22 protein-coding genes are annotated in these 23981 nt (G+C 55.1%); 21 read left to right on the forward strand and 1 reads right to left on the reverse strand.

Features of this window, described 5'->3' with window-relative positions:
- Position 1: 1 nt before the first annotated feature.
- The 4 genes from HPY58_08010 (at position 2) to HPY58_08025 (ending at position 3095) form a co-directional block, all read left to right on the forward strand.
- Positions 2-205 carry a type II toxin-antitoxin system VapB family antitoxin gene (locus HPY58_08010; protein NPV29585.1) on the forward strand — a complete coding sequence of 68 codons (204 nt, stop codon included), beginning with the start codon at positions 2-4 and terminating at the stop codon, positions 203-205.
- Positions 198-611, forward strand: coding sequence for a PIN domain nuclease (locus tag HPY58_08015; GenBank protein NPV29586.1), 414 nt, complete (start codon positions 198-200; stop codon positions 609-611). The genes HPY58_08010 and HPY58_08015 overlap by 8 nt, the downstream gene beginning before the upstream one ends.
- A 280-nt stretch (positions 612-891) precedes the next feature.
- Positions 892-1581, forward strand: a complete 690-nt coding sequence (locus HPY58_08020; GenBank protein ID NPV29587.1) for a hypothetical protein — start codon at positions 892-894, stop codon at positions 1579-1581.
- Positions 1582-1685: 104 nt separating this feature from the next.
- A complete protein-coding gene (locus HPY58_08025; protein NPV29588.1) occupies positions 1686-3095 on the forward strand; it encodes a radical SAM protein in 1410 nt (469 codons plus the stop codon).
- Positions 3096-3126: 31 nt separating this feature from the next.
- On the opposite strand, the gene HPY58_08030 is transcribed toward HPY58_08025, so the two are convergent.
- The gene (locus tag HPY58_08030) at positions 3127-3378 is read right to left on the reverse strand and encodes a hypothetical protein (GenBank protein NPV29589.1); all 252 of its coding nucleotides are present in this window, start codon (positions 3376-3378) and stop codon (positions 3127-3129) included.
- On the opposite strand from HPY58_08030, the gene HPY58_08035 reads away from it, so the two are divergent.
- The 17 genes from HPY58_08035 (at position 3306) to HPY58_08115 (ending at position 23962) form a co-directional block, all read left to right on the forward strand.
- Positions 3306-4556, forward strand: coding sequence for a 2-hydroxyacyl-CoA dehydratase (locus HPY58_08035; GenBank protein ID NPV29590.1), 1251 nt, complete (start codon positions 3306-3308; stop codon positions 4554-4556). The two genes, HPY58_08030 and HPY58_08035, sit on opposite strands and share 73 nt — an antisense overlap.
- Positions 4557-4559: 3 nt before the next feature.
- On the forward strand, positions 4560-5873 hold the full coding sequence (locus HPY58_08040; GenBank protein ID NPV29591.1) for a 2-hydroxyacyl-CoA dehydratase: 1314 nt from the start codon (positions 4560-4562) through the stop codon (positions 5871-5873).
- Entirely contained in the window at positions 5854-6615 is a 762-nt protein-coding gene (locus tag HPY58_08045; protein NPV29592.1) for a 2-hydroxyglutaryl-CoA dehydratase, read from the forward strand. Before HPY58_08040 ends, HPY58_08045 begins: the two co-directional genes overlap by 20 nt.
- A gap of 241 nt (positions 6616-6856) precedes the next feature.
- The gene (locus HPY58_08050) at positions 6857-7450 is read left to right on the forward strand and encodes an ANTAR domain-containing protein (protein ID NPV29593.1); all 594 of its coding nucleotides are present in this window, start codon (positions 6857-6859) and stop codon (positions 7448-7450) included.
- Positions 7451-7574: 124 nt separating this feature from the next.
- The gene (glnA, locus tag HPY58_08055) at positions 7575-8906 is read left to right on the forward strand and encodes a type I glutamate--ammonia ligase (GenBank protein ID NPV29594.1); all 1332 of its coding nucleotides are present in this window, start codon (positions 7575-7577) and stop codon (positions 8904-8906) included.
- Positions 8907-9419: 513 nt separating this feature from the next.
- Complete coding sequence (locus tag HPY58_08060; GenBank protein ID NPV29595.1) at positions 9420-11060, forward strand: CehA/McbA family metallohydrolase; 1641 nt, start codon at positions 9420-9422, stop codon at positions 11058-11060.
- A gap of 664 nt (positions 11061-11724) precedes the next feature.
- Positions 11725-13053, forward strand: a complete 1329-nt coding sequence (gene glnA, locus HPY58_08065; GenBank protein ID NPV29596.1) for a type I glutamate--ammonia ligase — start codon at positions 11725-11727, stop codon at positions 13051-13053.
- Positions 13054-13167: 114 nt separating this feature from the next.
- The gene (locus HPY58_08070; GenBank protein ID NPV29597.1) at positions 13168-13908 is read left to right on the forward strand and encodes a hypothetical protein; all 741 of its coding nucleotides are present in this window, start codon (positions 13168-13170) and stop codon (positions 13906-13908) included.
- A gap of 21 nt (positions 13909-13929) precedes the next feature.
- Positions 13930-15309: a dihydrolipoyl dehydrogenase gene (gene lpdA / locus HPY58_08075; GenBank protein NPV29598.1), complete on the forward strand. Its 1380-nt coding sequence runs from the start codon at positions 13930-13932 to the stop codon at positions 15307-15309.
- Positions 15302-16027 (forward strand): lipoyl(octanoyl) transferase LipB, encoded by a 726-nt coding sequence (gene lipB / locus HPY58_08080; protein ID NPV29599.1) that lies wholly within the window; start codon positions 15302-15304, stop codon positions 16025-16027. Before lpdA ends, lipB begins: the two co-directional genes overlap by 8 nt.
- On the forward strand, positions 15969-16838 hold the full coding sequence (gene lipA / locus HPY58_08085; GenBank protein ID NPV29600.1) for a lipoyl synthase: 870 nt from the start codon (positions 15969-15971) through the stop codon (positions 16836-16838). Before lipB ends, lipA begins: the two co-directional genes overlap by 59 nt.
- A 44-nt stretch (positions 16839-16882) precedes the next feature.
- Positions 16883-17116 carry a biotin/lipoyl-binding protein gene (locus HPY58_08090; protein ID NPV29601.1) on the forward strand — a complete coding sequence of 78 codons (234 nt, stop codon included), beginning with the start codon at positions 16883-16885 and terminating at the stop codon, positions 17114-17116.
- Positions 17117-17146: 30 nt separating this feature from the next.
- Positions 17147-18478: a hypothetical protein gene (locus tag HPY58_08095; protein NPV29602.1), complete on the forward strand. Its 1332-nt coding sequence runs from the start codon at positions 17147-17149 to the stop codon at positions 18476-18478.
- Positions 18479-18511: 33 nt separating this feature from the next.
- On the forward strand, positions 18512-19672 hold the full coding sequence (locus HPY58_08100) for a glutamine amidotransferase family protein (protein NPV29603.1): 1161 nt from the start codon (positions 18512-18514) through the stop codon (positions 19670-19672).
- Positions 19669-21174, forward strand: coding sequence for a 4Fe-4S binding protein (locus HPY58_08105; protein ID NPV29604.1), 1506 nt, complete (start codon positions 19669-19671; stop codon positions 21172-21174). The genes HPY58_08100 and HPY58_08105 overlap by 4 nt, the downstream gene beginning before the upstream one ends.
- A gap of 119 nt (positions 21175-21293) precedes the next feature.
- Complete coding sequence (glnA, locus tag HPY58_08110) at positions 21294-22724, forward strand: type I glutamate--ammonia ligase (GenBank protein ID NPV29605.1); 1431 nt, start codon at positions 21294-21296, stop codon at positions 22722-22724.
- Between the two features lie 149 nt (positions 22725-22873).
- Positions 22874-23962, forward strand: coding sequence for a GGDEF domain-containing protein (locus tag HPY58_08115; GenBank protein ID NPV29606.1), 1089 nt, complete (start codon positions 22874-22876; stop codon positions 23960-23962).
- Positions 23963-23981 lie beyond the last annotated feature (19 nt).

Raw genomic sequence — 23981 nt, forward strand, 5'->3', positions numbered from 1 at the left:
TATGAAAACAACTCTTTACGTTGACCGCAAGCTCCTGCGCGAAGCCATGGAGCTGGCGGGACTGAAGGGAATAACGGAGACCATCGAGGCGGCCTTAAAGGATTTCGTCCGCCGCAAGCGCCTGGAAAAGCTCGCCGCAAGTCTGGGTAAGGTCGACCTGGCGCTGGACGACGTTGCCCTTGAGGAGATCCGGCGGGATGACTGAGCGTTTTCTGGTGGACACATCGGTCTGGATCGAGGCCCTGCGCCCCGGCGGACAGCCGGAAATCGCCGCCTGGCTGCGGGAAGCACTGCTCCGGGAGGTCGTGGTGCTCGCGCCGCCCGTGAAAGCCGAGATTCTCATAGGCGCCCGGGACGAAAAACAGTTCGCCGAACTTGCCGAGATGCTGGGCGCCTTGCCTTTACTGGAAGAAAGACATGAAATCTGGGATCAGGTCGCTTCCCTCGGCTTTCGCCTGCGGCGGCAGGGCCTGGTCGTTCCCGTAGCCGACCTCCTGATCGCCTCCTGGGCGCTCAATTATGCCTGCGTTCTCGCCCACCGCGATCGGCACTTCGTCCTGGTCGCAGAAAAGGTTCCTGGGCTGGTGACCGTGAGCTTTCTCAACGGTTGAAAGAACAAAGCCCCAGGCACAAACCGTGCCCGGGGCGCTCTTTCTAAACGATGTCCGTGGACCTCGGAACGGAACGGTTTAAAAAATTGCCCACTTGGAGTTGACAGTAACCGGGTGATATTTATTGCTTGACACATGGATGGCAAGGGAATATAATGAAGGCAATAAGATTACCAGAAGATTTCAGTAAAAAATTTTCTGGCAGGAGAATATTTTTAACAGGAGAATATTTTTAAAAGGGAAGTATTTTGGTTTTTTGGGTGCAGGGAGGGACAGCTAATTGTTTCTTACAGATCGCCAGAAAGAGTTCCTGTCACATATCTTCGAACATTATTTAAAACACAACAGCCCCATTCATTACACAACTGTGGCGCAGTGGCTGGGGGTGAGTAAATGGACCGCCTATGATATGCTGAAACGCCTGGGGCAGGGCGGCTACCTGTCTCCCCATTATGCCGTGAACGAAAAGGGGATCCCGGGCCGTTCCCTTTTGTTCTATATTCCAACTCCTAAGCTTGCACGTCTTTTAGGAAGGGAGGAGGAGCACCAGCAGGAGAACTGGCTTGCCTGGAAAAAGAGACTCCTTGATTCCCTTGAGCAGTTGAAAGAGGCCGGTAGCCAGAAAGGAAGCGCCCTCGTGGAAGAACTGGCTGCTTTGCTTCCCGAGGCCGAGGGTCCCACCATGTACTGCGCCTGTTTGCTGGCCGTTTTTGTTGCCTATTTAAAGACGGTTAATGAGCAGGGAATGAAACTGGTGCGGCGGGTGATAAACCTGATTGCGAAACCGGACCAGCGCCTTTCCCTGTTATCAGGAACGATCGTGGGAGTTGTTTCTAATGATTCCCAGTCAAGAGAAGGGGGCATGGCCGGCCTGATTGATAAGTTTCACCAGTATCTCGCCCGCATCGATTTAAAACAGCACCGGTTGCTTGCCACCTTTCTTGACGATTTGCTGCAGGTGGTATGCTGAAGCTTTTTTGGTGAATTTTTTTGGTTTTTTGGGTTTATCAGGTATTATCTGGCTTTAGTGTGGGTATGTTAAGGTTAACTGAATTTTTTGGGGGGTGAAAAGTTATGAAAGGCGAAGGAAGGGGAGCGCTGCGGTTGAATTTAGATTTTGCGAAGCGCTACGTAGGTGAAAAGGTTCTTCAGCAGATTTTAAACTACCTGGGAGGGGATCCTTCCACGAACATTCCCCGCTTTCTCCAGGTACTGGAACTGTTAACCCGTGATCCCAACCACCGCGAGCAGATTCGCAAGGTTAGGGATACCTACGAGCATGATCCAGTTGTCAGAACCTACTTGAATAAACTGTTTACCGAAATCGATCCCGGGGTGAGGAACAGGCTGGCGTGTAACGTGGTGGTTAACAGCCTGCTGCTGTCCCCGGCGCGGCGCCGGCAGGTTGAGGAAGAAGAGGGCATCCACGTTCCTTTTACGATTCTGATCGACCCCACCAGTGCCTGTAACCTGAAGTGCACCGGATGCTGGGCTGGCGAGTACGCAAAGCATGACCAGCTCGAACCCGAATTGTTCGACCGGATCCTGCAGGAAGCCAAAGAACTGGGCATTTATTCCATTGTGCTGTCCGGAGGCGAGCCATTTATTTATCCTCATCTTTTTGAGATTGCCGAAAAACACAGCGACATGGCTTTTATGGCCTACACGAACGGCACCAGGATCGACGATGAGACGGCAGACCGGCTGCAGGCCCTGGGGAACATTTCGCCTGCCATCAGCCTCGAAGGATGGGAGGAGAAAACCGATGCCCGCCGCGGGAAGGGGGTTTTTCGCCGGATCATGGCAGGAATGGACCGCCTGCGTGAGCGGGGGATTTTATTCGGTGCCTCCATTACAGTTACCCGTCATAACGTAGACGAGATCACCAGTGATGACTTCGTTGATTTCCTGATTGATAAGGGCGTTAAGTACATCTGGACCTTCCACTACATCCCCATCGGGCGGGAGCCAGACCTGGATCTCATGATTTTGCCGGAGCAGCGGAGTTACCTGGTAGACCGCATTGTACACCTGCGAACCCACAAGCCCATCCAGATTATAGATTTCTGGAACGATGGGGAACTGACGCGGGGCTGCATTGCAGGCGGAAGGCAGTACTTCCACATTACGGCAAGGGGTGATGTGGAGCCGTGCGCCTTTGTGCATTTTGCCGTGGACAACATCCGCACAAAGAGCCTGAAAGAGGTCCTGCGTTCTTCCCTCTTCGCCGCATACCAGAAGCGGCAGCCTTTTGCCGAGAATTTCCTCAGGCCCTGCCCGGTCATCGATGTTCCCGAGGCGCTGAGGGAGATTGTCGCAGAGAGCGGCGCCTATCCGACCCACCCCGGGGCGGACACCGTTTTGGGAGGCCCGATTGGGGACTTCCTGGACCGGCGGGCCGCCGATTGGAAGGCCGTCTCCGATCAGATCTGGAGGGAGCGCCGGGTGGAAAATGGAGAAAAAACTGCCGCGGGGTGCGGTTAAGTAGCCTGCGGCAGCCCTTTTCCGGTTTTTGTTAAACGGCATCCCGCCCCACAGCAAGGGTAATGCTTTCATCGCAGTTGGGGCACTGGAGAAAGTGGATGCACTGGTCGTCTCCGGTGTAGGCGCTTCCCTCGGCGGTTTTGCCGTTTTCCTGTTCTTCGTAGGGGCCGTAGGGATCGCAGTAGCTTTCCACACTGCCGCAGTCCTCCATTGGGGCACCGCAGGCAGGGCAATCCTCCGCCAGTTGCGTTAATCCGTTGCAGACAGGGCATCCCGATTCCAACGGTTCCAACCTCCTTAAAGCAGGGTTTACTCTTATTTTGGGTTAAGGAGTGGGGGCTTATACAAGGTTTTGAAGAAAAAAGGCTGCTGGGGTGGGTTTGCTCATATACCCCGGAAGAAATTATCCTCACTCTGGGGCTGACTCCGTGCCGGCTCTCCGGCACAGATGAGAACCAGGCGGCAGATGACTACCTCCCCGCTAATTTCTGTCCTTTCGCCCGCGCCTGCCTGAACGAGGTGCTCGGCATGTCAGGGATTTCCCTGGCAGGAGTGGTGCTGACAACTTCCTGCCAGGGGCTGCTTCACCTTTACAACGCTTTAGGGTATTTCTCCCGGAAACGGGAGGAACGCTTTTTCGTTTACCTTCTCGATTTGCCGAGGTGGGGGAGCGTCAAAAGAGCAGCCGCTCTTCAGGAATTCGCCTCCTCCCTGCGCCTCTTTACGGAGGAATTGCGCCGGTATTTCGGTACCGAATGGAGCAATGCTCTCTATTTGGAAAACCTGGCCCGGCTGCGGCAGGTCCGCTTTTTGCTGCGGGAGTTGTACCGTTTCTTGCGGGAGCACCCGGGCCGGGTGAGAGCCGCCGGGGTTTTAGAGCTCGTCCGTGCCGCGGGCCGGTTGCCCAAAGAGGAGTTGATTCCGCTCTTGTTAAGTGCTGTAAGGTGCCTCGAGGGAGAAATTCCGGTTCCCTCCGGCTCCAGGGCTGCCGGCTTGCTCGAAAAGCTGCGCCCCCGGAAGCCCTGCGCGGGGCCGCGTCTTCTTCTTGTTGGCAGTCCTCCTCCCCTGAGCTATGTGGATCTTCTGGAAGAACTGGGAGGGGCAGTAGTGGGGGATGATTTCTGCCAGGGGTACCGGTACTGTTTGCCCGAGATCGAGGAGGGGCCGGATGCCTTTCTTTCCCTGGCGCGGGGCTACCTGGAACGGGTGCCCTGCCCCAGAATGCTTGCCGGTCAGGAGCGTTTTGTTTATTTATCAAGGTTAGTAAAAGAGTGGCAGGTGCAGGGGATAATTTATCATGCTTTGAAGTTTTGTGACTCTTCTCTCTACGAATATACCCTGCTCCGCGATTTCTTTTCAAGAGAAGGAATCCCGGTCCTTTATTTAGAGACCGATTACAGGTCGGGAGGGCTGGAGCAGGCGCGCACCCGCCTCCAGGCTTTCCTGGAAGTAACCGGCTAACAGGTGGCGGTGATGGAGTTTCGCAAGTTTCTCCGTGATCTTTTCGAAGGGGAGCACCGGAAACGGATCCTTTCATCTCCTCTCACATACCAGCTTGTGGAAAGAGCCCTCAAGCTGGCCCGCGGCAGCTTTCCGTCACAGGCCTCTTACATGATGGCCAGGTTTGCCCTTGCCCAGACCGGACGCGCTTTTTCCCGCAGGGTTCCTGTCGTTTGGACAAGCGCCTTTTTCCCGGTGGAAATTGTTTGGGGCTTGAACCTGTGCCCCTTTTCACCGGAGGTGGCCGCTGCTTTTCTGGCATCCCTGGGGTTTGCTGAAGAAGCTCTTGACCGGGCGGAGCAGGCAGGCTACAGCAGGGATCTCTGCTCCTTTCACCGCCTGATTGCAGGGGCCGCCCTGCTCGGCTATCTTCCGCCTCCCGCCGCGCTCGTTGCGAGCACCCATTTGTGCGACGGAGCACCCCTGCTTTTTCAGAATCTGGCTGCTTTTTTCAGGGTTCCCTTCCATGTGCTGGACGTGCCTTATCGAGCCGACCGTGACGCGGAGGCCTATGTGGCAGAGCAGCTGGCAGAATTGTGGAGGGCCCTGGCAGATCTTGCAGAACGAAAACCGGAACCTGCGGGTCTTGCGGAAGCGATCCAGAACAGCAACAGGTTCCGGGCCAATTTGCTTGAAGTGAACGAACTGCGCTGCCGCGTTCCGGCGCCTGTACGGGGGAGCGAGATGCTGAACTACCTCTATTTGTTTTTTGCCGGCCAGGGAAGCCGGGAGGCGGCAGAGGTTTTCGCCTGCCTTGCGCGTGAGATTGGCCGGGGAGAGCGCGAGGGGAAGAAGGAAGAGAGGTTCCGGATTCTCTGGCTCCACCTGAAGCCATTTTATAAAGGGGAACTGATGGATTTCATTGAAAATAAATCTGGGGCCGTTCTTGCCTTTGAGGAGATGAGCCACGTTTACTGGCCCCCCTTGAGTCCCGGGGACCCCTTTCCCAGCCTGGCCCGGAAGGTTTTGTCCCACTTCTGTTACAAGCCGCTGGAGGCGCGGACTGCCACGGTCAAGATGCTGGCAGAAAAATACCGGGTGGACGGGATCGTGCATTTTTCCCACTGGGGCTGCCGCCAGAGCGTCGGGGGCTCCTTGATGCTTAAAGATGCTTTGCAGAGGGCGGGCTGGCCGGTCCTCCTGCTGGATGGGGACTGTCTCGATGCCCGGAACGAGGCAACAGGGGGAATACTTACCCGGGTCCAGGCTTTTCTGGAAATTCTCGCGGAGAGAAAAAATTTCAGGGTGGGAGAGAGGCATGATCACTGCAGGAATTGACGTGGGCTCTTTAACAACGGAGGCCGTACTTCTCCAGGACCGGGAGATTTTGGCCTACAGTATTGTCAAAACCGGTTCCCGGGCGCGCCTTGCCGCGGAGCAGGCTTTTGAAGAGGTTCTGGAAAAGGCGAAGATAAAATTTTCAGATGTTTCTTTTGTGGTTGCAACGGGGTACGGGAGGATGGGTGTGCCTTTCGCCTCCAGGCAGGTGACGGAAATTACCTGCCACGGGCGTGGAGCCGCTTTTCTTTCCCCCCGAGTCCGGACGGTGATTGATATCGGGGGCCAGGACAGCAAGGTTATCAGGCTTGATGAGCAGGGAAACGTCGTTGATTTTCTCATGAATGATAAATGTGCGGCAGGCACCGGACGCTTCCTGGAAGTAATGGCCCAGGCTCTGGAGCTTCCCGTCACCGCCCTTGGAGAGGCGGAAAGGGAGGCGCGGCGGGCCGCAGAAATCAGCAGCATGTGTACCGTTTTTGCAGAATCAGAAGTGGTTTCTTTAATTGCGCAGGGTGTCCCCCGGGCGGAGATTATCCGGGGCCTGCACCGGGCTGTGGCCGCCCGGACAACCGCCCTGGTCTCCCGGCTGGGCCTCGTCCCCGAGGTGATGATGACCGGCGGGGTTGCGAAAAACCCCGGTGTTGTTTCTGCTCTGTCTGAAAAGCTGGGTGTTGAGATTTTCGTCCCGCCTGAGCCGCAGATAGTGGGAGCGCTGGGGGCCGCACTTCTCGCCCGGTGAGGCCCTTCCCGGCGGAGGTAGCCTTTCCGCAGTTGTGAGGTTTTCTCCGGGGCTGAATGCAGAATACATTTGTTCAAAACGGTTGACATTTTTCGTTCCTTAATTCATAATAAAAGAGCGAGCTGGCGATTGAGAACCCAAGGGCGGGGTTGATTTAGAGGGGCGAAGATGTCCTCAAAGGGTAACTAACCCAAGGAGGACATTTTTTGTTACTCAGGGCGGGGGTCAAGAGGTGCGGTGAATGGAACAACCACGGGTTTTGGTTGCAGCAGCCAATGCGGATTTAAGAAAGAGCCTGAAACAGTTGTTAATCAGAGGTGGTTACCACGTTCTTGGAGAGGCGGAAGACGGTTTTCAAGCACTGCGGCAGGCGCGAAGTCTTGACCCGGATCTCGTCCTCATTGATACCGACTTGCCGGGTATTAACGGATTCGAAATTGGAAGGGTTCTCTCCGAGGACAGGATCGCCCCTGTACTTCTGATTGCCAGGGAGACGTTTCTTCTTGCGCAGTTCGAACGGGAAAAGGGAAGGCCCATCCAGTTCCCGGTAGGCTATGTTACAAAACCCCTGACCGAGTATAACCTCTTTCCGGCCATTGAAAGTATGCTCAGCTTCTACAGACATATTCAGGATCTTGAATCTGAAATAAAGAATTTGCGGGAAAAGATCGAAACCCGGAAGGTTGTGGAGCGGGCGAAAGGTATTTTAATGGAGCAGTTGGGGATTTCCGAAGCCGAAGCGTACAGGAGGCTGCAGAAGCAGAGCATGGACAGGTGTATTCCCATGCGAAAGGTGGCGGAAGCAATCATTTTGGCCCACGAGTTAAAACAGTAAAAGATATGCAAAGGCGCATCGAAGAAGGAGCAACGGTGCTCCAGGAGAAACCGGTTCGGTTTCAGGGCACCCTTTTCTTTTTCCCGAAGTTGCGTGGATATTTCCCAATAACAGGAGGGATCATATGCTTACTCAAACAAAGGAGGATGTGCTCAGTCTGGTCGAAGAACACGGGGTAAAGTTTATCAGACTCCAGTTCACCGATATTCTGGGGGTCCTGAAAAACGTCGCGATTACGGTGGAGCAGTTGAGAAAGGCTCTTTATGACGGGATCATGTTTGACGGTTCTTCCATCGAAGGCTTTGTTCGGATTGAAGAGTCGGACATGTACCTGGTTCCAGATCCGACCACCTTTACCATCTTTCCCTGGCGGGGGCGGGAGAGCGCCGTCGGGCGGCTGATCTGCGATGTTTACAATCCTGACGGGACCCCTTTTGCCGGCTGCCCGCGTTACGCCTTAAAGCGGGTTCTGGCAGAAGCCAGAGATTTAGGCTACACCATGAACGTTGGCCCCGAGGCCGAGTTTTTCCTCTTTCATACGGATCAGACAGGTTTTCCGACCGTTTCCACCCACGACGAGGGGGGGTATTTCGATCTGAGCCCCGTTGACCGGGGTGAAGATACACGGCGGGATATCGTAATGGCCCTGAAGGAGATGGGTTTTGAAGTGGAGGCCTCTCACCACGAGGTTGCGCCCGGGCAGCACGAAATCGACTTCAAGTATGACGACGCCCTGGCAACCGCAGACAAGGTTGTCACCTTCAGGTACGTTGTTCGGGCCATCGCACAGCGGCACGGCTTGCACGCCACCTTTATGCCGAAACCGGTTTTCGGGATTAACGGCTCCGGGATGCATGTTCACCAGTCCCTTTTTGCAAACGGGACGAATGCCTTTTTCGATCCGGAGCAGCCCCTGCAGTTGAGCGAAACTGCGATGCATTACCTGGGGGGCCTGTTGTGCCATGTACGGGCGATCACCGCGATTACAAACCCCACCGTAAACTCGTATAAAAGGCTTGTGCCGGGATATGAAGCTCCCGTTTATATTGCCTGGTCTCCCCGCAACCGCAGCCCCCTCGTGCGGATTCCGCCCCGGCGCGGGAACGGAACGAGCATGGAGCTGCGCAGCCCCGATCCCTCGTGCAACCCTTATTTGGCTTTTGCCGTGATCCTCAAGGCAGGACTTGACGGCCTCAAAAAGAGGATTGCGCCTCCCCCACCGGTTTACCAAAACATTTACGAAATGTCAGAAGCGGAACGAAAGAAGCTGGGAATCGGCTCTCTACCCGGCAGTTTAGGGGAGGCTCTGGAAGAACTCCGCAATGACGAAGTCATCCAGGAGGCGCTGGGGCCCCACATTTACGAGAAGTTCATGGCCGCCAAGACCCTTGAGTGGAACGAATACCGGGCCCAGGTGCACCCCTGGGAAAGGGAGCAGTATCTCACCAGATATTAGGTTCACCCTATCCCCAATTGGGGATGTTCAATCTCATCCTCCAATTTCAGGCCGTCTCAGTTTGTTTTCAGAGACGGCTCTTTTTATTACTGAGTTATTTGCGCTGTAAGAAGTCAAGATGAAGAGGCCGGGCAATTTCTTTCTTTGCCTTGTTCGTCTGGTAATTCGACAAAAAGCCACAAAAAATACCCGTTGCGTCCCTTTTTGCTTGATGATATGTTACTTGCAGGAAGCATTGGCAAGTAGGGCAGGTATGGAAGGAAAAGAAGACAGGTGGTGGTGTAAGTTTAAGGCAAGGCGATATGTTTTGCGGGTTTTTGGCGGACTGGTCAAGTTGAGGTTGAGATAGAAAAGGGTCCGGGAGAGCAAAAATCCAAGGATAAAGAGGTAAGTGCGTAGTAGGAAAGCTTGGTACCCGGTGGCGGGCAGTCTTGGTAGTGGTGCTGGCAGTTGCTAGGTAGCAGAGAGCGAAGAGTGTATGAGGAAAAGAAAAGTAAGGCAGGTGAATTTTAAGTGTCACAGAAAAGAAATTTTAAAAAACTGTTGGTGATCCTGGTAACGGTAATTTTGCTTGCGTCGTGGGCTACATTATCGATGGCAGGGTTTGCCGCAGATCTCGGGAAAAATGAAGCCGTCCAAGAAGGCGAAGAAAGGCCGATAGTATTTCTTCCACAAGAACCGCGTTTTGTTGCGGTTTCCACCCCTGACGGCCAGAGTTTCCTAGTTGTGCGCAGGCGGATTAACGTTTACCAGCCCCGGCCAAAGCAGATCACCATTCCTGTCACAGCTGTAAACTTGGCATCTGGTGGAGAACTCAAGCTTCTCCAACTGGTTGTCTCGGATAAATCCGGAAGAGTAAGGTTAAAATTGACCCCCAATGCTACCTTAGAAAGCGTAGCAGATTTGGCCTTCAACAAAGAAGAATTACTGACGTTTTTTGAGCAGTCAGGCAAACCAGGTTTTACGACTTTAACCGAAAAAAGCTATGCACAGCCTGTCGTGGTTCCTGTTGGTGATCTTGGCCTTGAAGAAGGCGATAGTTTAACCCTCCTCATCACCGCAACCTTTGGAAATGCCAATTTGGAACAGCAAACCACTGCGGAGACACTTGTTGCGGTTACCTCTCTTCCCTCGCGCCCCAACTGGTATGCTGGAGATGGGCACATTCATACAAGCTGGAGCGATGGTGGTTCCTGGAACACCCCCAACAGGCGTGCAGCAGACGCAAAAGCTGACGGTTTTAAATGGATCATCATTACCGATCACGAGGATCTGATCCGCCGCAACGGTGGCTGGTCGTCTTACGTCTCTGAAATTAATGCTGCCCAGTCGAATAATGGAATTGTCGTTGCCCCTGGAGCCGAAATAGGTTGTGTGCAAATACAGGGTGACGAGAGTTCTCCGGAACTCGGCCACGCTCTGGGCTACCGGCTTAAAGAAAGCGCAACCTCCATTCCGAAAAACAAGTATTATACGCCTCAAAACCTCATCAATGCCATTAACAACCATAATTACCCATACTCTTACCCTGTAATCGCCCACCCTTACCACGGCACAATCTGGCAGGACTGGAGCGTTACGGGTTTTCGTGCTATTGAGCTTATATCCTGCCAGTGGAATGCAAATTCCTCGACTATTTCCAGGTGGGTTTCGCTCCTGAGGGCGGGGTTATCCAACACCATAGCAGGAAAAGGTTTTGTTGTAGGCGTCGGAAATACAGATGCTCATTACTTTCACACTCCTGGAAGTGATGGTGCATCGTGGATTTATGCACCAAACTACTCTTCGACAAACCGCGCTGCTGTCTGGGATGCTATTAAAATGGGAAGGGTAAGTGCAGCTGGAGCACCCAACTTCGGGGCATTTGCCATTAACGGCTGCGCCCAGGGAAGCGTGGTTAGAGTTCCGGCAGGAGGCAGTTTCACCTTTACTGTTGTTCGGCAGCCCATGAGTTTATGGTCCTGCGTCAAATTTGAAATCATAAACGCAAACGGAAATGTGGTAAAAACGGTTAACAATCCTGGGCCAGAGACGAGAATCTCCTGGACCGCTCCCTCCCAGGATTGGTTCTATTTCGTGCGGTTTGTTTTCCAGGATCCTGAGGGTATAAATTCAGAAGTTTGGGCAAATCCCATCTTTCTTGACGTTTATTAAACTGATGAACTCTTTAAGGATGGAATGCCATCCTTAAAGATTTTTATTTTTGGGAGGGGGAATCCCTGGTGCGGAGAGTTTTTCCCAGCTTGCAAGAGTCAATCTGGTGGGTGTGGGGAGGAGTCCTTTATACTTGCATTAGTGTTGTTTTTTTCATTGAACCTCTTAGAGAATGGTTGTATTCACTTTCAACAAAAGTAAGGTTGGTAGAACTACTTTCTCCAATCGCGTGGGGCTGGATTGTGGCTACACTTTTCCCCCGTCATCTCCAGGATGTTATAGCTTGGGTACTGGCGCCCATCTTCGGAGGGTTGCTGGGATATTTTCTAAGAATGTTTGTTAAGATCGTTTACCGTTAAACGTTTGTTCGACCGCACCCTAGTTACAGGAGATACCCATAGCTTGTCACGTCCTCTTTCCCGACGACTACGACATGGTTATTCTTGAGCCAAGTCAGGTGCGGTACTTCAATTCGAGGGGTTAGCTTTTCCTGGGTTTTTCCTGGTGATTCATTGTATTTCACCAAACCATGTGGTATAATGGCGGCTGAAAACAGCATTTTTAAAAGGGGCAACGGCGTCCCGCGTCTTCCTTGAAAAAAGGAAAGGGGGGCGTCTTTTTTTGCGGCATCAACGAAGAGAAGGCTGCAGAAGGGGGTAATGTTGTGGGGTTGACGAAGGAAGATGTCTTGCGTCTTGTTCGGGAACTTGATATTCAATTCATCAGGCTCCAGTTTGTCGATCTGCTTGGAGTTTTAAAAAATGTTTCGATTACCGTGGATCAGCTGGAGCGCGCCCTGGCAGGGGAGGTGATGTTCGACGGTTCCTCGGTTGAGGGGTTTGTGAGAATTGAGGAATCGGACATGTACCTGCGCCCCGATCCCGAGACCTTTACCATCTTTCCCTGGCGCCCGCGGGCAGGGGGAGTTGCCCGTTTGATCTGCGATGTCTACCTTCCGGATGGGACTCCGTTCCCGGGCTGCCCCAGGCAGGTTCTCAAGCGGGTGCTGGCGGAGGCGGAGGCGCTTGGCTATACGGTTCAGGTAGGCCCCGAGATCGAGTTCTTCCTGTTCCACTTTCGAGAAGACGGCCGGCCGAGCCTGAACACCCACGACCGGGCCGGCTACTTCGATCTCGCCCCGGTGGACCTCGGCGAAGATGCCCGGCGGGAGATCGTCTTGACTTTAAAGGAGATGGGCTATGCCATCGAAGCCTCCCACCACGAAGTTGCCCCGGGGCAGCATGAGGTCGATCTCAAGTATGTTCCCGCCCTTGCTGCCGCGGACCTGATTACAACCTTTCGCATTGTGGTAAGGACTGTAGCCCACCGCCACGGCCTCCATGCCACCTTTATGCCCAAGCCCTTTTCCGACCAGAACGGTTCTGGAATGCATTTGAATTTTTCTTTCTTTCAGGAAGGGAAGAACCGTTTTTACGATCCTGCAGGAAAATGGGAGTTAAGCCGGTTGTGCCTCTCCTTTATCGGCGGGCTTCTGAAATACGCGCCGGATTTTACGGCGCTTACCAACCCCACGGTTAATTCTTACAAGCGCCTTGTTCCGGGCCATGAGGCGCCTGTTTATATTGCCTGGGCTGCAGGAAACCGGAGCCCGCTGGTGCGGGTTCCTGTTGCAAGAGGGATCGATACGCGGGTGGAGCTGCGCAGCCCCGATCCCACCTGCAACCCCTACCTGGCGCTTGCGGGCGTGATTGCAGCCGGCCTGAAAGGGGTCCGCGGCGAAATTCTCCCTCCGCCTCCTGTCGAAGAAAACCTGTACCTTCTGACGCCGGAACGGCGGGCTCAGATGGGGATCCGGGATCTTCCCGCCAGTTTGGGGGAGGCCCTGGCCCTTTTCAGGGAAAGCGCCTTAGTCCAGGAGGTGATGGGAAACCATATTTATCGCAAGTTTTTGGAGCTTAAGGAATGGGAATGGCAGGCCTACCAGCGGGAAGTTCACAACTGGGAAATCGAACAGTACCTGGCGCGCTTTTAGTCACAGGAAAGTACATTGTATTCATGGGCTGGAATTGTTGAATTTCAAAGGGGCAGGTGTTATAATCCCATGTGAATGTGAGGCAGGAGGAGAAAGATCGGGAGGCTTATGGGAATGATCCGGATTGATGCTCGAGGTATTCATTACAGGGAATTGAATGAGTTGATTAAAAGAAAGGCAGAGGAAGGAGCCAGGGAATTCTGGCTCGATCATGTAAACGGCCAGCGCTATATCGGAACAGGTCTTGCCTACCCCGATGTCAAGATCGTCATCAACGGGGTGCCGGGAAACGATCTCGCCTCCTTTCTTAACGGCCCCGAAATCGTTGTTTATGACAACGGGCAGGACGCCATCGGAAATACCATGAACGCGGGCCAGGTTGCGGTGCACGGCCATGCCGGCGATGTGCTGGGCTACGGGATGCGGGGCGGGCGCCTCTTTATTAAGGGAAATGTGGGATACCGGGTGGGTATCCACATGAAAGAATACAGGAAGCAGATTCCGGTTCTCATCGCCGGGGGTACTGCTGGGGACTTTCTGGGGGAATATATGGCCGGCGGAATTCTGGTCGTCCTGGGGCTGGACCGGAAACCGGGTGCTCCCCTGGCGGGGGATTACCTGGGAACAGGCATGCACGGGGGAGTCATTTATTTGCGAGGAGAAGTCGATCCTGCAACCCTGGGAAAAGAAGTGGCGGTTTTTGATCTGGATGAAAACGACTGGAAGGAGTTAGGTCCCCACCTCCAGGACTTCTGCACTGCTTTTGGGTACGATTATAACGAGGTTTGCGCTGCGAAGTTCTGCAAGCTGCTTCCTGTTTCCCACCGGCCCTACGGCAGGCTTTATGCATATTAATTCTCAGGGGAGGAGCAGATGTTGGACTACCAGGTGATTGTAATCGGCGCAGGGCCGGGGGGGTATCCGGCGGCCATCAGGGCAGCCCAGCTGGGGGCGCGCGTCTGTCTTATTGAGACCGGGCAGCCGGGAGGCACCTGCCTGAACCGGGGCTGCATTCCTACCAAAGCTCTGGTGGCGGGTGCCTCCCTGTTGAAGCAGGTGCGGCGTGCCAGGGAGTTTGGAATCGAAACCGGAGAGGTTTCCCTCAACCCTCGCAAAATGAGGGAGCGTCAGGAGGGGATCGTCTCCCGTCTCCGTCAGGGAATTCGTTTTCTCCTGGAGAAACACAAAATAGATTTTCTTGAAGGCAAGGGCCGCCTGCTGGGGCCGGGCAGGGTCGAGGTGCGCAGGAAGGGCAGCCCGGCGGAAACAGTCACCGGAGAGAAGATAATCGTCGCTACGGGTTCGGAACCGCTGCTCCCTCCAGCTCTGGGCTACGACGGAAAAGTGGTCGTTTCGAGTACGGAGATGCTCCAGCTTGACGCCGTTCCGGAAAGCCTGGTGATCGTTGGGGCAGGGGTGATCGGCTGCGAATTTGCGGGGATTTATGCAGAACTCGGGAGCCGGGTCACCCTGGTGGAGGCCGAGCGTACAATTCTCCCCTTTGTGGAGGAAGAGCTGGCGCGGAAGCTTCAGGGGGTTTTCCGGCAGAGCGGAATTACTTTGCGGACGAGAACGAAGATCAGGGAGGTCAAAAGGGAAGGGTCCCGGGCAAAGGTCTACCTGGAGGACGGCACCGAACTGGATGCCGAGAAGGTGCTGGTGGCGGTAGGCCGCTCCCTGAATACCCGGGGCCTGGGGCTGGAAGAGTGCGGGGTTGAACTCGGCCCGAGAGGTGAAATCGTTGTAAACGAAAGGATGGAAACATCCGCTCCGGGCATCTACGCGGCCGGGGATGTCACCGGAAAGGCGCTCCTTGCCCATGTGGCAACATGCCAGGGGCTTGTTGCGGCGGCCAACGCCCTGGGGGAGGGCAGGAAAATGAACTACCAGGCAGTCCCGAATGCCATTTTTACCTTTCCGGAGATCGGAACCGTGGGGCTCACCTCTCAGGAGGCGAAAGGGCGCGGGATCCCCTGTAAAACCGGAAAGTTCCCCTTTCTCGCCAGCGGAAAGGCGTTATGCGAAGGGGAGGCAGACGGTTTCGTAAAGGTCCTGGCACGGGAGGGGACGGGGGAAATCCTCGGCATCCACATCATCGGCCCCCATGCCACCGAACTGGTTGCCGAGGGTGCGCTTGCGGTGCGCTGGGGGCTGACCCTGGGGCAGCTGGCGGAAACTGTTCACGCTCATCCCACGCTGGCGGAGGCGTTGAAAGAGGCTGCCGAGGCTGCGGAGGGCCTGGGTCTGCATGTCTAGCAGGGAGAGGGAACTTGCCGTTCGCGTCCTTGGCCTGCGGGATTACGAGGAGGCATATCTTTTGCAGAAAGAACTGGTTGAGGCAAGGATTCGCCAGGCAATCCCCGACACTCTTTTGCTGGTGGAGCACCCCCCGGTCTTTACGCTGGGAAGAGGGGTGCAGGGAGAACAGTTCCGGGTCCCGGCGTCCCAGGTTGAGGCTCTGGAAGTCAAAGTGATTCCGGTGGACAGGGGGGGCCAGGTTACATACCACGGGCCGGGACAGCTGGTGGGTTACCCGATCTTTGATCTCGCCCGGCACCGCCAGGATTTGCACTGGATGCTCTGGTCTCTGGAAGAGGTTTTGATTCGCTTCTTGAAGGATTTCGGAATCCGCGGCGAACGGAGAAAAAGCTACCCGGGGGTTTGGGTGGGAAGGGAGAAGATTGCCGCGGTCGGGATCGGGGTCCGGCGCTGGGTGACCTATCATGGTTTTGCCTTAAATGTCAATCCCGATCTGAGCTATTTCCGGTTTATTTACCCGTGCGGAATTCATGACTGCGGCGTTACTTCTCTTGCCGAGATTTTGGGTGAAGGGATAGAGATTTCCCGGGCGCTGCTTGAGAAAATTGCCTTTTATACCGGAGAAGTTTTTCAGCTTGAGGTGGCCTCTTTCCAAAATGACGCAGAAGTTTCCGGAGTGGCTCAAGAAAAAGCTCAAGAACAGCCCCCATGTTGAAGAAATGAGAATGCTTCTGGCAAAAGCAAACCTTCATACCGTCTGCCAGGGGGCGCGCTGCCCAAATTTGAACGAGTGCTTCGGCCGGCGGACCGCCACCTTTATGATCCTGGGCGAGAGGTGCACCCGCAACTGCAGGTTCTGTGCCGTTCTCCGGGGGAGGCCGGAACCTGTGGACGCGGGAGAGCCGGAGCGGATCGCCGGGGCGGCGGCAGTGCTGGGCCTGCGCCACGTGGTAATCACCTCGGTGACCCGGGACGACCTGCCGGACGGGGGCGCCGGACATTTTGCCTCAACCATCAGGGCGGTTAAAGGAAGGATAGAGGGCGCTACCGTTGAGGTTTTGACTCCCGATTTTCAGGGGTCGGAAGCGGCTTTAGAAAAAGTTCTGGCTGCAGGCCCCGATGTTTTTAACCACAACCTTGAGACGGTCCCCCGCCTTTACCCTGAGATCAGGCCGGAGGCTTCGTACAGCCGGAGCTTATCTCTTCTCGAGCAGGCTAAAAGGCTCAATAAAAATTTGGTCACGAAGTCCGGCTTGATGTTAGGGTTGGGGGAAACAGAGAAAGAGATCCGGGCGTTGCTCTGCGACTTAAGAGATGCCGGATGTGATGTTGTAACAATCGGCCAGTACCTGCAGCCCACTCCCCAGCAGATTCCCGTGAAGGAGTATGTTTCACCTGAGGTTTTTTCAGCTTATCAAGCCTGGGGGGCGTCCCTGGGCTTTCGGGCGGTGCTGGCGGGCCCCTTTATCCGCAGTTCCTACCGCGCCGGGGAAGTTTTTGCCGCCTCCCTTGCCCGGGCGCGCTGACGAGACCCGAGAATGCCAATTCAATAGAGGAGGTTTTGCTCTGCATGGAGGTTACTCTGCCGTTTCTTGCCGAGGGTGTTGATGAGGCAACAGTCTCCTACTGGAAGGTGGATGAGGGAGACCGGGTGGAGGAGGGGGATGATCTGGTAGAGATGTTCACCAGTAAAGCGGTTTTCAGTGTTCCCTCCCCTGCCGCCGGGGTTGTTGAGGAGATTTTGGTGCGAGAGGGAGAAGTGGTTAAGGTGGGCCAGACCCTTTGCACCCTGAAAGAAGATTGAAGTAATTTCGCAACAGAGAGAGGAGAAACCATGATTTCCCGCTACGCTGTTTTCTGGGGATGCCAGATTCCCGCCCGGCTGCCATTTTTTGAAAAATCCACCCGCCTGGTGTTGAAGCACCTGGGAATCGAGATCGTCGATCTGCCCGGTTTTACCTGCTGCCCAGAAAAGACCCTGGTCAAGAACTACCAGGAAGAGGTCTGGGTCTTGACAGCAGCCCGCAACCTGGCGCTTGCGGAGCAAGCGGGGCTGCCCCTGTTGACACCCTGCAACGGCTGTTACAGTACCTTGAAAACAGTTCTGGCCAAAATCAAGGACTCTGTGGCCTTGCGGGAACAGGTGACAGAAAGGCTAAGGGGAGTTGGCCTGGAATTTAAAGGAACCGTTCTTGTCAGGCATCTGCTCGAGGTCCTTCATGATGGCGTGGGCCCCGCGAAGATCAAAATGATGGTCCGACGCCCGCTGGAAGGGCTGCGCATTGCGGTGCACTATGGGTGCCACATGCTCCGGCCCGGTTCCAGGCTCCGGTTTGACGATCCCCTGCACCCGGAAAAATACGATCTTCTTGTTCACGCTCTGGGGGCGGAATCCGTCTCGTACGAGACGAAGATGCTCTGCTGCGGAAGCGGGCTGGGATTCGTGGGGGCTCAGGAAGAAGCCACGAGCCTTTTGCGGAAGAAACTTTTGGATTTGCAGGGAAAAGCAGACGCGCTCACCGTTGTCTGTCCCGCCTGTTTTATTCAGTACGACCAGCGCCAGTTCATTTTGCAGCGCCAGGGAGAGGGGTTCCACATTCCCGTTTTAACCTACCCTGAACTGCTCGGCCTGGCCCTGGAAATCCCGGGGGAGGAACTCGGCCTGGAGGGGCACCGGGTAAGCCTGGAACCCTTTTTCCGGGCCTGGGAGACCCGGAGCAAGGCAGTTGCTGCAGTTAGATCTTTTCTCGATCTGGCAGCGGCGAAGCGCTGCTACGATTGCGGCGCCTGCGTGGACGACTGTCCTGCTGCCCAGGCAAGCAGTGTTTTCCGGCCCAGAGATTTAATCGGCAATTTGCTGGCGGGAAACCTGGAGGAGCTTTTGAAAGACAAGGCCATCTGGCAGTGTCTGGAGTGTCATACCTGCTACGAGCTGTGTCCCCAGAAGTTCGGCATGGAGCAGGTGTTCGCGAGCTTGAAGCACCTGGCCCTGGCAAGGGGTTACGCGCCGCCCTCCCTGGACGGAGGGATAAAAAGTTTTCTGAAAACGGGGAAGCTTGGCGCGGTTGATGAGAAGGCCCGGCGAAAACTAGGCCTGGACCTTCTTCCCCCCGGGGGAGAGGCGGAACTCCAAAAGTTACTGGGCTTGCCGCTCCAGGATCAATAGAGAAGAGTGAGCAATTGGGGGAGGAGTCTGTTAATGAAAGAAATTTTTCCACGTATTCCCTCGGGATGTTCCATTATCGGCGTCTTCAACAGGAAGGCAAAGCGCTTCAGTGGAGCGGATATTGTGCGGGCGATCAGGGTGATGCACGACCGTTCCAACGGTCTCGGAGGAGGTTTTGCCGGATACGGGATTTATCCCGAGTATAAAGACTGTTATGCCTTTCACCTCCTCTATGAGGGAGAGGCAAGCCAGCACGAAACCGAACACTTTCTGGAAAAGCATTTCATCATCGAGCGGAGCGAACCGATTCCGACGCGGCCTCACCCGAGAATCAGCGATCCCCCCATCCTCTGGCGCTACTTTTTACGGGTTAAGCCCCACCGTCTGGAATCCTTCCGGGGAGGGAGAGGAGCCGAATCCAGATCTTCCCCGCAGTTCTGTGCGGTTCTGGAGAAAACCGGAGAGCGGTGCGACGAAAGGGACTTTGTGGTAGAGCAGGTGATGTGGATTAACCGCTGCATTGGCGGCGCCTTTGTAGCCTCCAGCGGGAAAAATATGGGCGTCTTCAAGGGCGTCGGCTATCCCGAGGACATCGGGGAGTTCTACAGGATTGAGGAGTACGAGGGGTATCTCTGGACGGGCCACGGCCGTTTTCCCACAAATACGCCCGGCTGGTGGGGGGGCGCCCATCCCTTTACCATTCTCGACTGGTCTGTGGTGCACAACGGGGAAATCTCCTCATACGGAATCAACAAGCGTTATCTGGAAATGTTCGGCTACCACTGCACCCTGCAGACGGACACTGAGGTGATCGCTTACCTTTTCGATCTGCTGCACAGAAGGCACGGGCTGCCCCTTGAAGTTGCCTGTCTGGCGCTGGCGCCTCCCTTCTGGAAGAATCTCGACCGGGGCTCCGGGGCAAAGGAGGAGCTTGCCCGGGCTTTGCGCCAGGTGTACGGTTCCGCCCTTCTGAACGGGCCCTTCAGCATCGTGGTTGGATTTACAGGGGGAATGATCGGCTTAACCGACCGCATCAAGCTGCGCCCCCTGGTCTGCGGTGAAAAGGATGAGTTTCTGTACCTGGCAAGCGAGGAATGCGCGATCCGGGAACTCTGTCCCAACCCGGACCGGGTTTGGGCGATCAAAGCCGGGGAGCCGGTAATAGGAAAACTGGAGGAGGGGGTTCAGCCATGACCAGAACCTTAATTCCACCTGAATTCCTGGTAAAGATCGATCACGTCCGGTGCCGCCGGTGCAAGCGGTGCATCCTTAACTGCGGTTTCGGTGCTCTGAGTTTCCAGGACCGGATAGTTGCCGACTCCAGCAGGTGCGTGGCCTGCCACCGGTGCGTTACCTTCTGTCCGGAGGGAGCAATTTCCGTTGAGCGGAATCCCCTTTGCTTCAAGCCCAACGCACACTGGACCCCGGAGGTCATCAAGGCCATTTACAAGCAGGCTGAAACAGGAGGCGTTCTGCTCACCGGAATGGGAAACGACCGCCCCTACATCAATTACTTCGACCACCTCCTCCTGGATGCCTGCCAGGTTACAAATCCCTCCATCGACCCGCTCCGGGAACCGATGGAACTGCGCACTTACCTGGGGAGCAAGCCGAACTCTGTCCAGGTTGAAACAAGGGATGGGGAGCATGTGCTCGCGACCAGGCTCTCCCCCCAGATTACGCTGGAAACGCCGATCATTTTTGCCGGCATGTCTTTCGGCTCCATCAGCCTCCCGGCCCACAAGGCCCTTGCCAGGGCCGCCCACCTTTCCGGGACCCTGATGAACACCGGGGAGGGCGGCCTCCACCGGGAGCTTTACCCTTACAGCAGCAGCATTATCGTTCAGGTTGCCTCGGGAAGGTTCGGGGTCAACCAGGAGTACCTGGACCGGGCGGCTGCCATCGAAATCAAGATCGGGCAGGGCGCGAAACCGGGGATTGGCGGTCACCTCCCCGGGGAGAAGGTGAACCAGGAGGTTTCCCAGACCCGGATGATCCCCGAGGGGACAGATGCCCTTTCTCCGGCCCCTCACCACGATATTTACTCGATTGAGGACCTTTCCCAGCTGATCTACGCTCTAAAAGAAGCAACCCGCTACACGAAACCCGTTGGGGTGAAAATTTCTGCGGTCCACAACGCGGCCGCGATTGCAAGCGGCATTGCCCGCGCCGGAGCGGACTTTATTTACATCGACGGCTTCCGGGGCGGCACCGGGGCGGCCCCCACCATCATCCGGGACCACGTGGGAATCCCCATCGAAATGGCAATTGCCGCTGTTGACGACCGGCTGCGCCAGGAGGGGATCCGCAACCAGGTCTCCCTGATTGCCGCGGGAGGCTTCCGCCACAGCGGAGATGTGGCCAAGGCAATTGCCCTCGGAGCGGATATCGTGGCCATCGGTACGGCAGCACTTGTGGCAATGGGCTGCCGGGTCTGCCAGAAGTGCTACACGGGCAACTGCTCCTGGGGGATTGCCACCCAGCGGCCCGAACTCGTCCAGCGGCTTGACCCGGAGGAGGCCACGGAGCGGCTGGTCAACCTGCTTCGGGGCTGGTCTCTGGAACTCAAGGAAATCTTGGGAGCCCTGGGCGTAAACGCGGTGGAAAGCCTGCGGGGAAGCCGGGAGCGCCTGCGGGGCATCGGCTTGAACCAGGTTGAACTGGAAATTTTAGGCGTCAAGCCGGCGGGCCGCTAGCGGAAAGCATCCTGATCAGGGAGGTGAAAGTTGAAGAAAATAAAGGCAAGTTTCGGACTGTAAAAAATAAAAAGCAGAGAGAGAAAAAAGAAACGACCTGGAATTGGAGGATGAGGTAATTGTTTAAGAATTACGATGAGTTCAAAAGGTACTGTGTTGACAACAATGTAAAAATGGTTGATTTCAAGATGATCGACCCGATCGGGAAATGGCGGCACCTCACCGTTCCTGTGGAACGTTTTACGCCCCGGACACTTGAAGAGGGTTTTGCTTTTGACGGATCGAGCTACGGCTACGTGAAGATCGAAAAAAGCGACATGGTCTTTCTTCCCGATTTGAGCACCGCTTTCATGGACCCCTTTTGGGAGCTTCCCACCATCAGCATGATCGGGGATATTTACTATTGCGGGGACCCGCCCCGGCGCTTTGAGCAGGACCCGCGGGGGATTGCCAGGGCCGCCGAGGAATACATGAGGAAGACGGGGATAGCCGATGAGATGATGATCGGCCCGGAGTTTGAATTCTTCGTTTTCAGCCATGTTGCTTACGAAAATTCCCCCCACCGCGCCTTCTTCGAAATCGACTCGGATCAGGGAGAATGGAACATGGGGGATAATACGGGTCGTAATTTGGGCTACAAGAACCCGCGTAAGGGCGGGTACCACATGCCTGCTCCCTGGGATATTCTCCAGGATTTGAGAAGCGAAATGTGCATGATGCTGGAGGAAAGGGGATTTCCCGTCAAGTATCACCACCATGAAGTGGGCGGACCCGGCCAGGTGGAGATTGAGCCTGTATTCGGCCCCATGCGGCTTTGGGCCGACAAAACGATGCTTGCCAAGTACATTATCAAAAACCTTGCCATCCGGCGGGGCCTGACGGTAACATTCATGCCCAAGCCCATCTATGGTGAGGCGGGTTCGGGAATGCACATCCACATGTTCTTGCTGAAGGAGGGCAAGCCCATCTTCTACGATTCCAACGGCTATTCCGGACTCAGTCAAACCGCCCTCTACGCCATCGGCGGAGTGCTGAAGCATGCCCGCGCCCTGGCGGCTTTCACCAACCCCAGCACGAACTCCTACAAGCGGCTTGTCCCCGGCTATGAGGCCCCGGTGAGCATCTGCTTTGCGACGGCCAACAGGAGCGCCGTTATCAGGATTCCTGCCTACGCAACCCGTCCGGAAGAAAAGAGATTTGAGTTCCGCTGCCCGGACGCCACATGCAACCCCTACCTGGCATACGCGGCGCTCTTGATGGCGGCTTTGGACGGAATCGAAAACAAGATCGATCCCGTTGCAGAGGGGTTTGGCCCCTATGACCTCAACCTTTACAGCCTTTCCGATGAAGAAAAGAAGAAGATTAAGGCTTTGCCTTACAGCCTCGAGGAGGCCCTGCAGGCCCTGGAAGCCGATCACGAATTCCTCCTGAAAGGGGATGTCTTCCCGAAGTCGCTGATCGAAATGTGGATCAACAACAAGATGAAAGATGTTGCCCTCGTCAACCAGTTCCCCCATCCCCAGGAGTTCTTCCTCTATTACGACCTCTAAATAAAATTTGCGAACAAGGTCCCATTTGGGACCTTGTTTTTTATTTAGGAAGAAAGTCTTGCCAGAAGCAGGATTTTCCGAATCAGAAACGAATTGTATTATTGTGAGTCTGCCGGTATCCTTTCAACCCCTAAGGGAAATGATATGGTGTGGTTGAGGCGCTGAAAAAAATAGAAAGGCAGAAGGCCAGGCTTCTCTGGAAAAAAGAGGTTTTCCATGTTCCTTACATAAGATTCGGAGTTTTTTTAATCGGTTTCCTGATCGTATGGATTTTGAGACAGGGAAAATTGGAAGACGCGGTTTTCGCCTGGGCCACCGTTCTTTACGGGCTTTTTGCCCTCGCGGCCTGGATTGCAGCACGCTCCCGCATGATTTCCCTGCGAAACGTAACGATCTGGTGGCTGGCCGGCTTCAGCGTTGATACGATTTACGGCGGTTACCTTGTTTATTTTACTGGAGGCGCAAACAGCCCCCTTGCCCCCCTCCTGGCCGGGAGCCTCCTCCGGGTCCTCGTTACATACCCTCATTTACCCGTTTTTTACATCATTTTTTTTCTCCACCTCTTTGTATACTTTTTGGCCTGTGTGAGTTCAGGGGGAATTGCAGTGTTTTTTCAGCTTGAATTCTGTATCACCCTCCTTTTGCTCCTGGGAACCGGCCTGGTAATCATTTACCTCATCAGGCATCACGATGAAATCAGTCTTGCCAAGATGAAGCTCGCCGGAGAGCGGAATGAACTGGAGGTGCTGGCCCTTACCGACGGTTTGACTGGGGTTTACAACTACCGCTATTTTCAATACTGCCTTGTGGAAGAGATAAAGCGGGCCGAACGCTACAAGATCCCCCTTTCTCTGCTGATTTTCGATCTCGACTTTTTCAAAACATACAACGATACCTTTGGGCATCCTGCGGGCGACAGGGTGCTTAAAAAGGTGGCAGAAATTTTGCGCCAGCGCCTGCGGAGCAACGATATTTTGTGCCGTTACGGTGGGGATGAATTTGTGGCAATTCTGAGCGGCACCGGTGCCCGGGAGGCGGCCCAGGTTGCCAAAAATTTGAAAGAGGCCATTGAAAACTACCCGTTTCCCGGCCGGCATTGTTTGCCGGGTGGCAGGCTTACGGTTTCTGTAGGAGTTGCCACTTATCCCGATGATGCTTCGAACCATATTGATCTGGTGGAGCAGGCAGACCGGCGGCTCTACATGGCGAAATCATCAGACGATCTGAGCACTCGTTAACGGTTCTTCTTGAATTATT

Source organism: Bacillota bacterium (assembly GCA_013177945.1).
Lineage (GTDB): Bacteria > Bacillota > DSM-12270 > Thermacetogeniales > Thermacetogeniaceae > Ch130.

What these genes read in the sequence shown, in the direction of transcription:
- HPY58_08010 (NPV29585.1), top strand. Translation starts at nt 2, where the DNA reads ATGAAAACAACTCTTTACGTTGACCGCAAGCTCCTGCGCGAAGCCATG.
- HPY58_08015 (NPV29586.1), top strand. Translation starts at nt 198, where the DNA reads ATGACTGAGCGTTTTCTGGTGGACACATCGGTCTGGATCGAGGCCCTG.
- HPY58_08025 (NPV29588.1), top strand. Translation starts at nt 1,686, where the DNA reads ATGAAAGGCGAAGGAAGGGGAGCGCTGCGGTTGAATTTAGATTTTGCG.
- HPY58_08045 (NPV29592.1), top strand. Translation starts at nt 5,854, where the DNA reads ATGATCACTGCAGGAATTGACGTGGGCTCTTTAACAACGGAGGCCGTA.
- HPY58_08050 (NPV29593.1), top strand. Translation starts at nt 6,857, where the DNA reads ATGGAACAACCACGGGTTTTGGTTGCAGCAGCCAATGCGGATTTAAGA.
- glnA (NPV29594.1), top strand. Translation starts at nt 7,575, where the DNA reads ATGCTTACTCAAACAAAGGAGGATGTGCTCAGTCTGGTCGAAGAACAC.
- HPY58_08070 (NPV29597.1), top strand. Translation starts at nt 13,168, where the DNA reads ATGATCCGGATTGATGCTCGAGGTATTCATTACAGGGAATTGAATGAG.
- lipB (NPV29599.1), top strand. Translation starts at nt 15,302, where the DNA reads ATGTCTAGCAGGGAGAGGGAACTTGCCGTTCGCGTCCTTGGCCTGCGG.
- lipA (NPV29600.1), top strand. Translation starts at nt 15,969, where the DNA reads ATGACGCAGAAGTTTCCGGAGTGGCTCAAGAAAAAGCTCAAGAACAGC.
- HPY58_08090 (NPV29601.1), top strand. Translation starts at nt 16,883, where the DNA reads ATGGAGGTTACTCTGCCGTTTCTTGCCGAGGGTGTTGATGAGGCAACA.
- HPY58_08095 (NPV29602.1), top strand. Translation starts at nt 17,147, where the DNA reads ATGATTTCCCGCTACGCTGTTTTCTGGGGATGCCAGATTCCCGCCCGG.
- HPY58_08100 (NPV29603.1), top strand. Translation starts at nt 18,512, where the DNA reads ATGAAAGAAATTTTTCCACGTATTCCCTCGGGATGTTCCATTATCGGC.
- HPY58_08105 (NPV29604.1), top strand. Translation starts at nt 19,669, where the DNA reads ATGACCAGAACCTTAATTCCACCTGAATTCCTGGTAAAGATCGATCAC.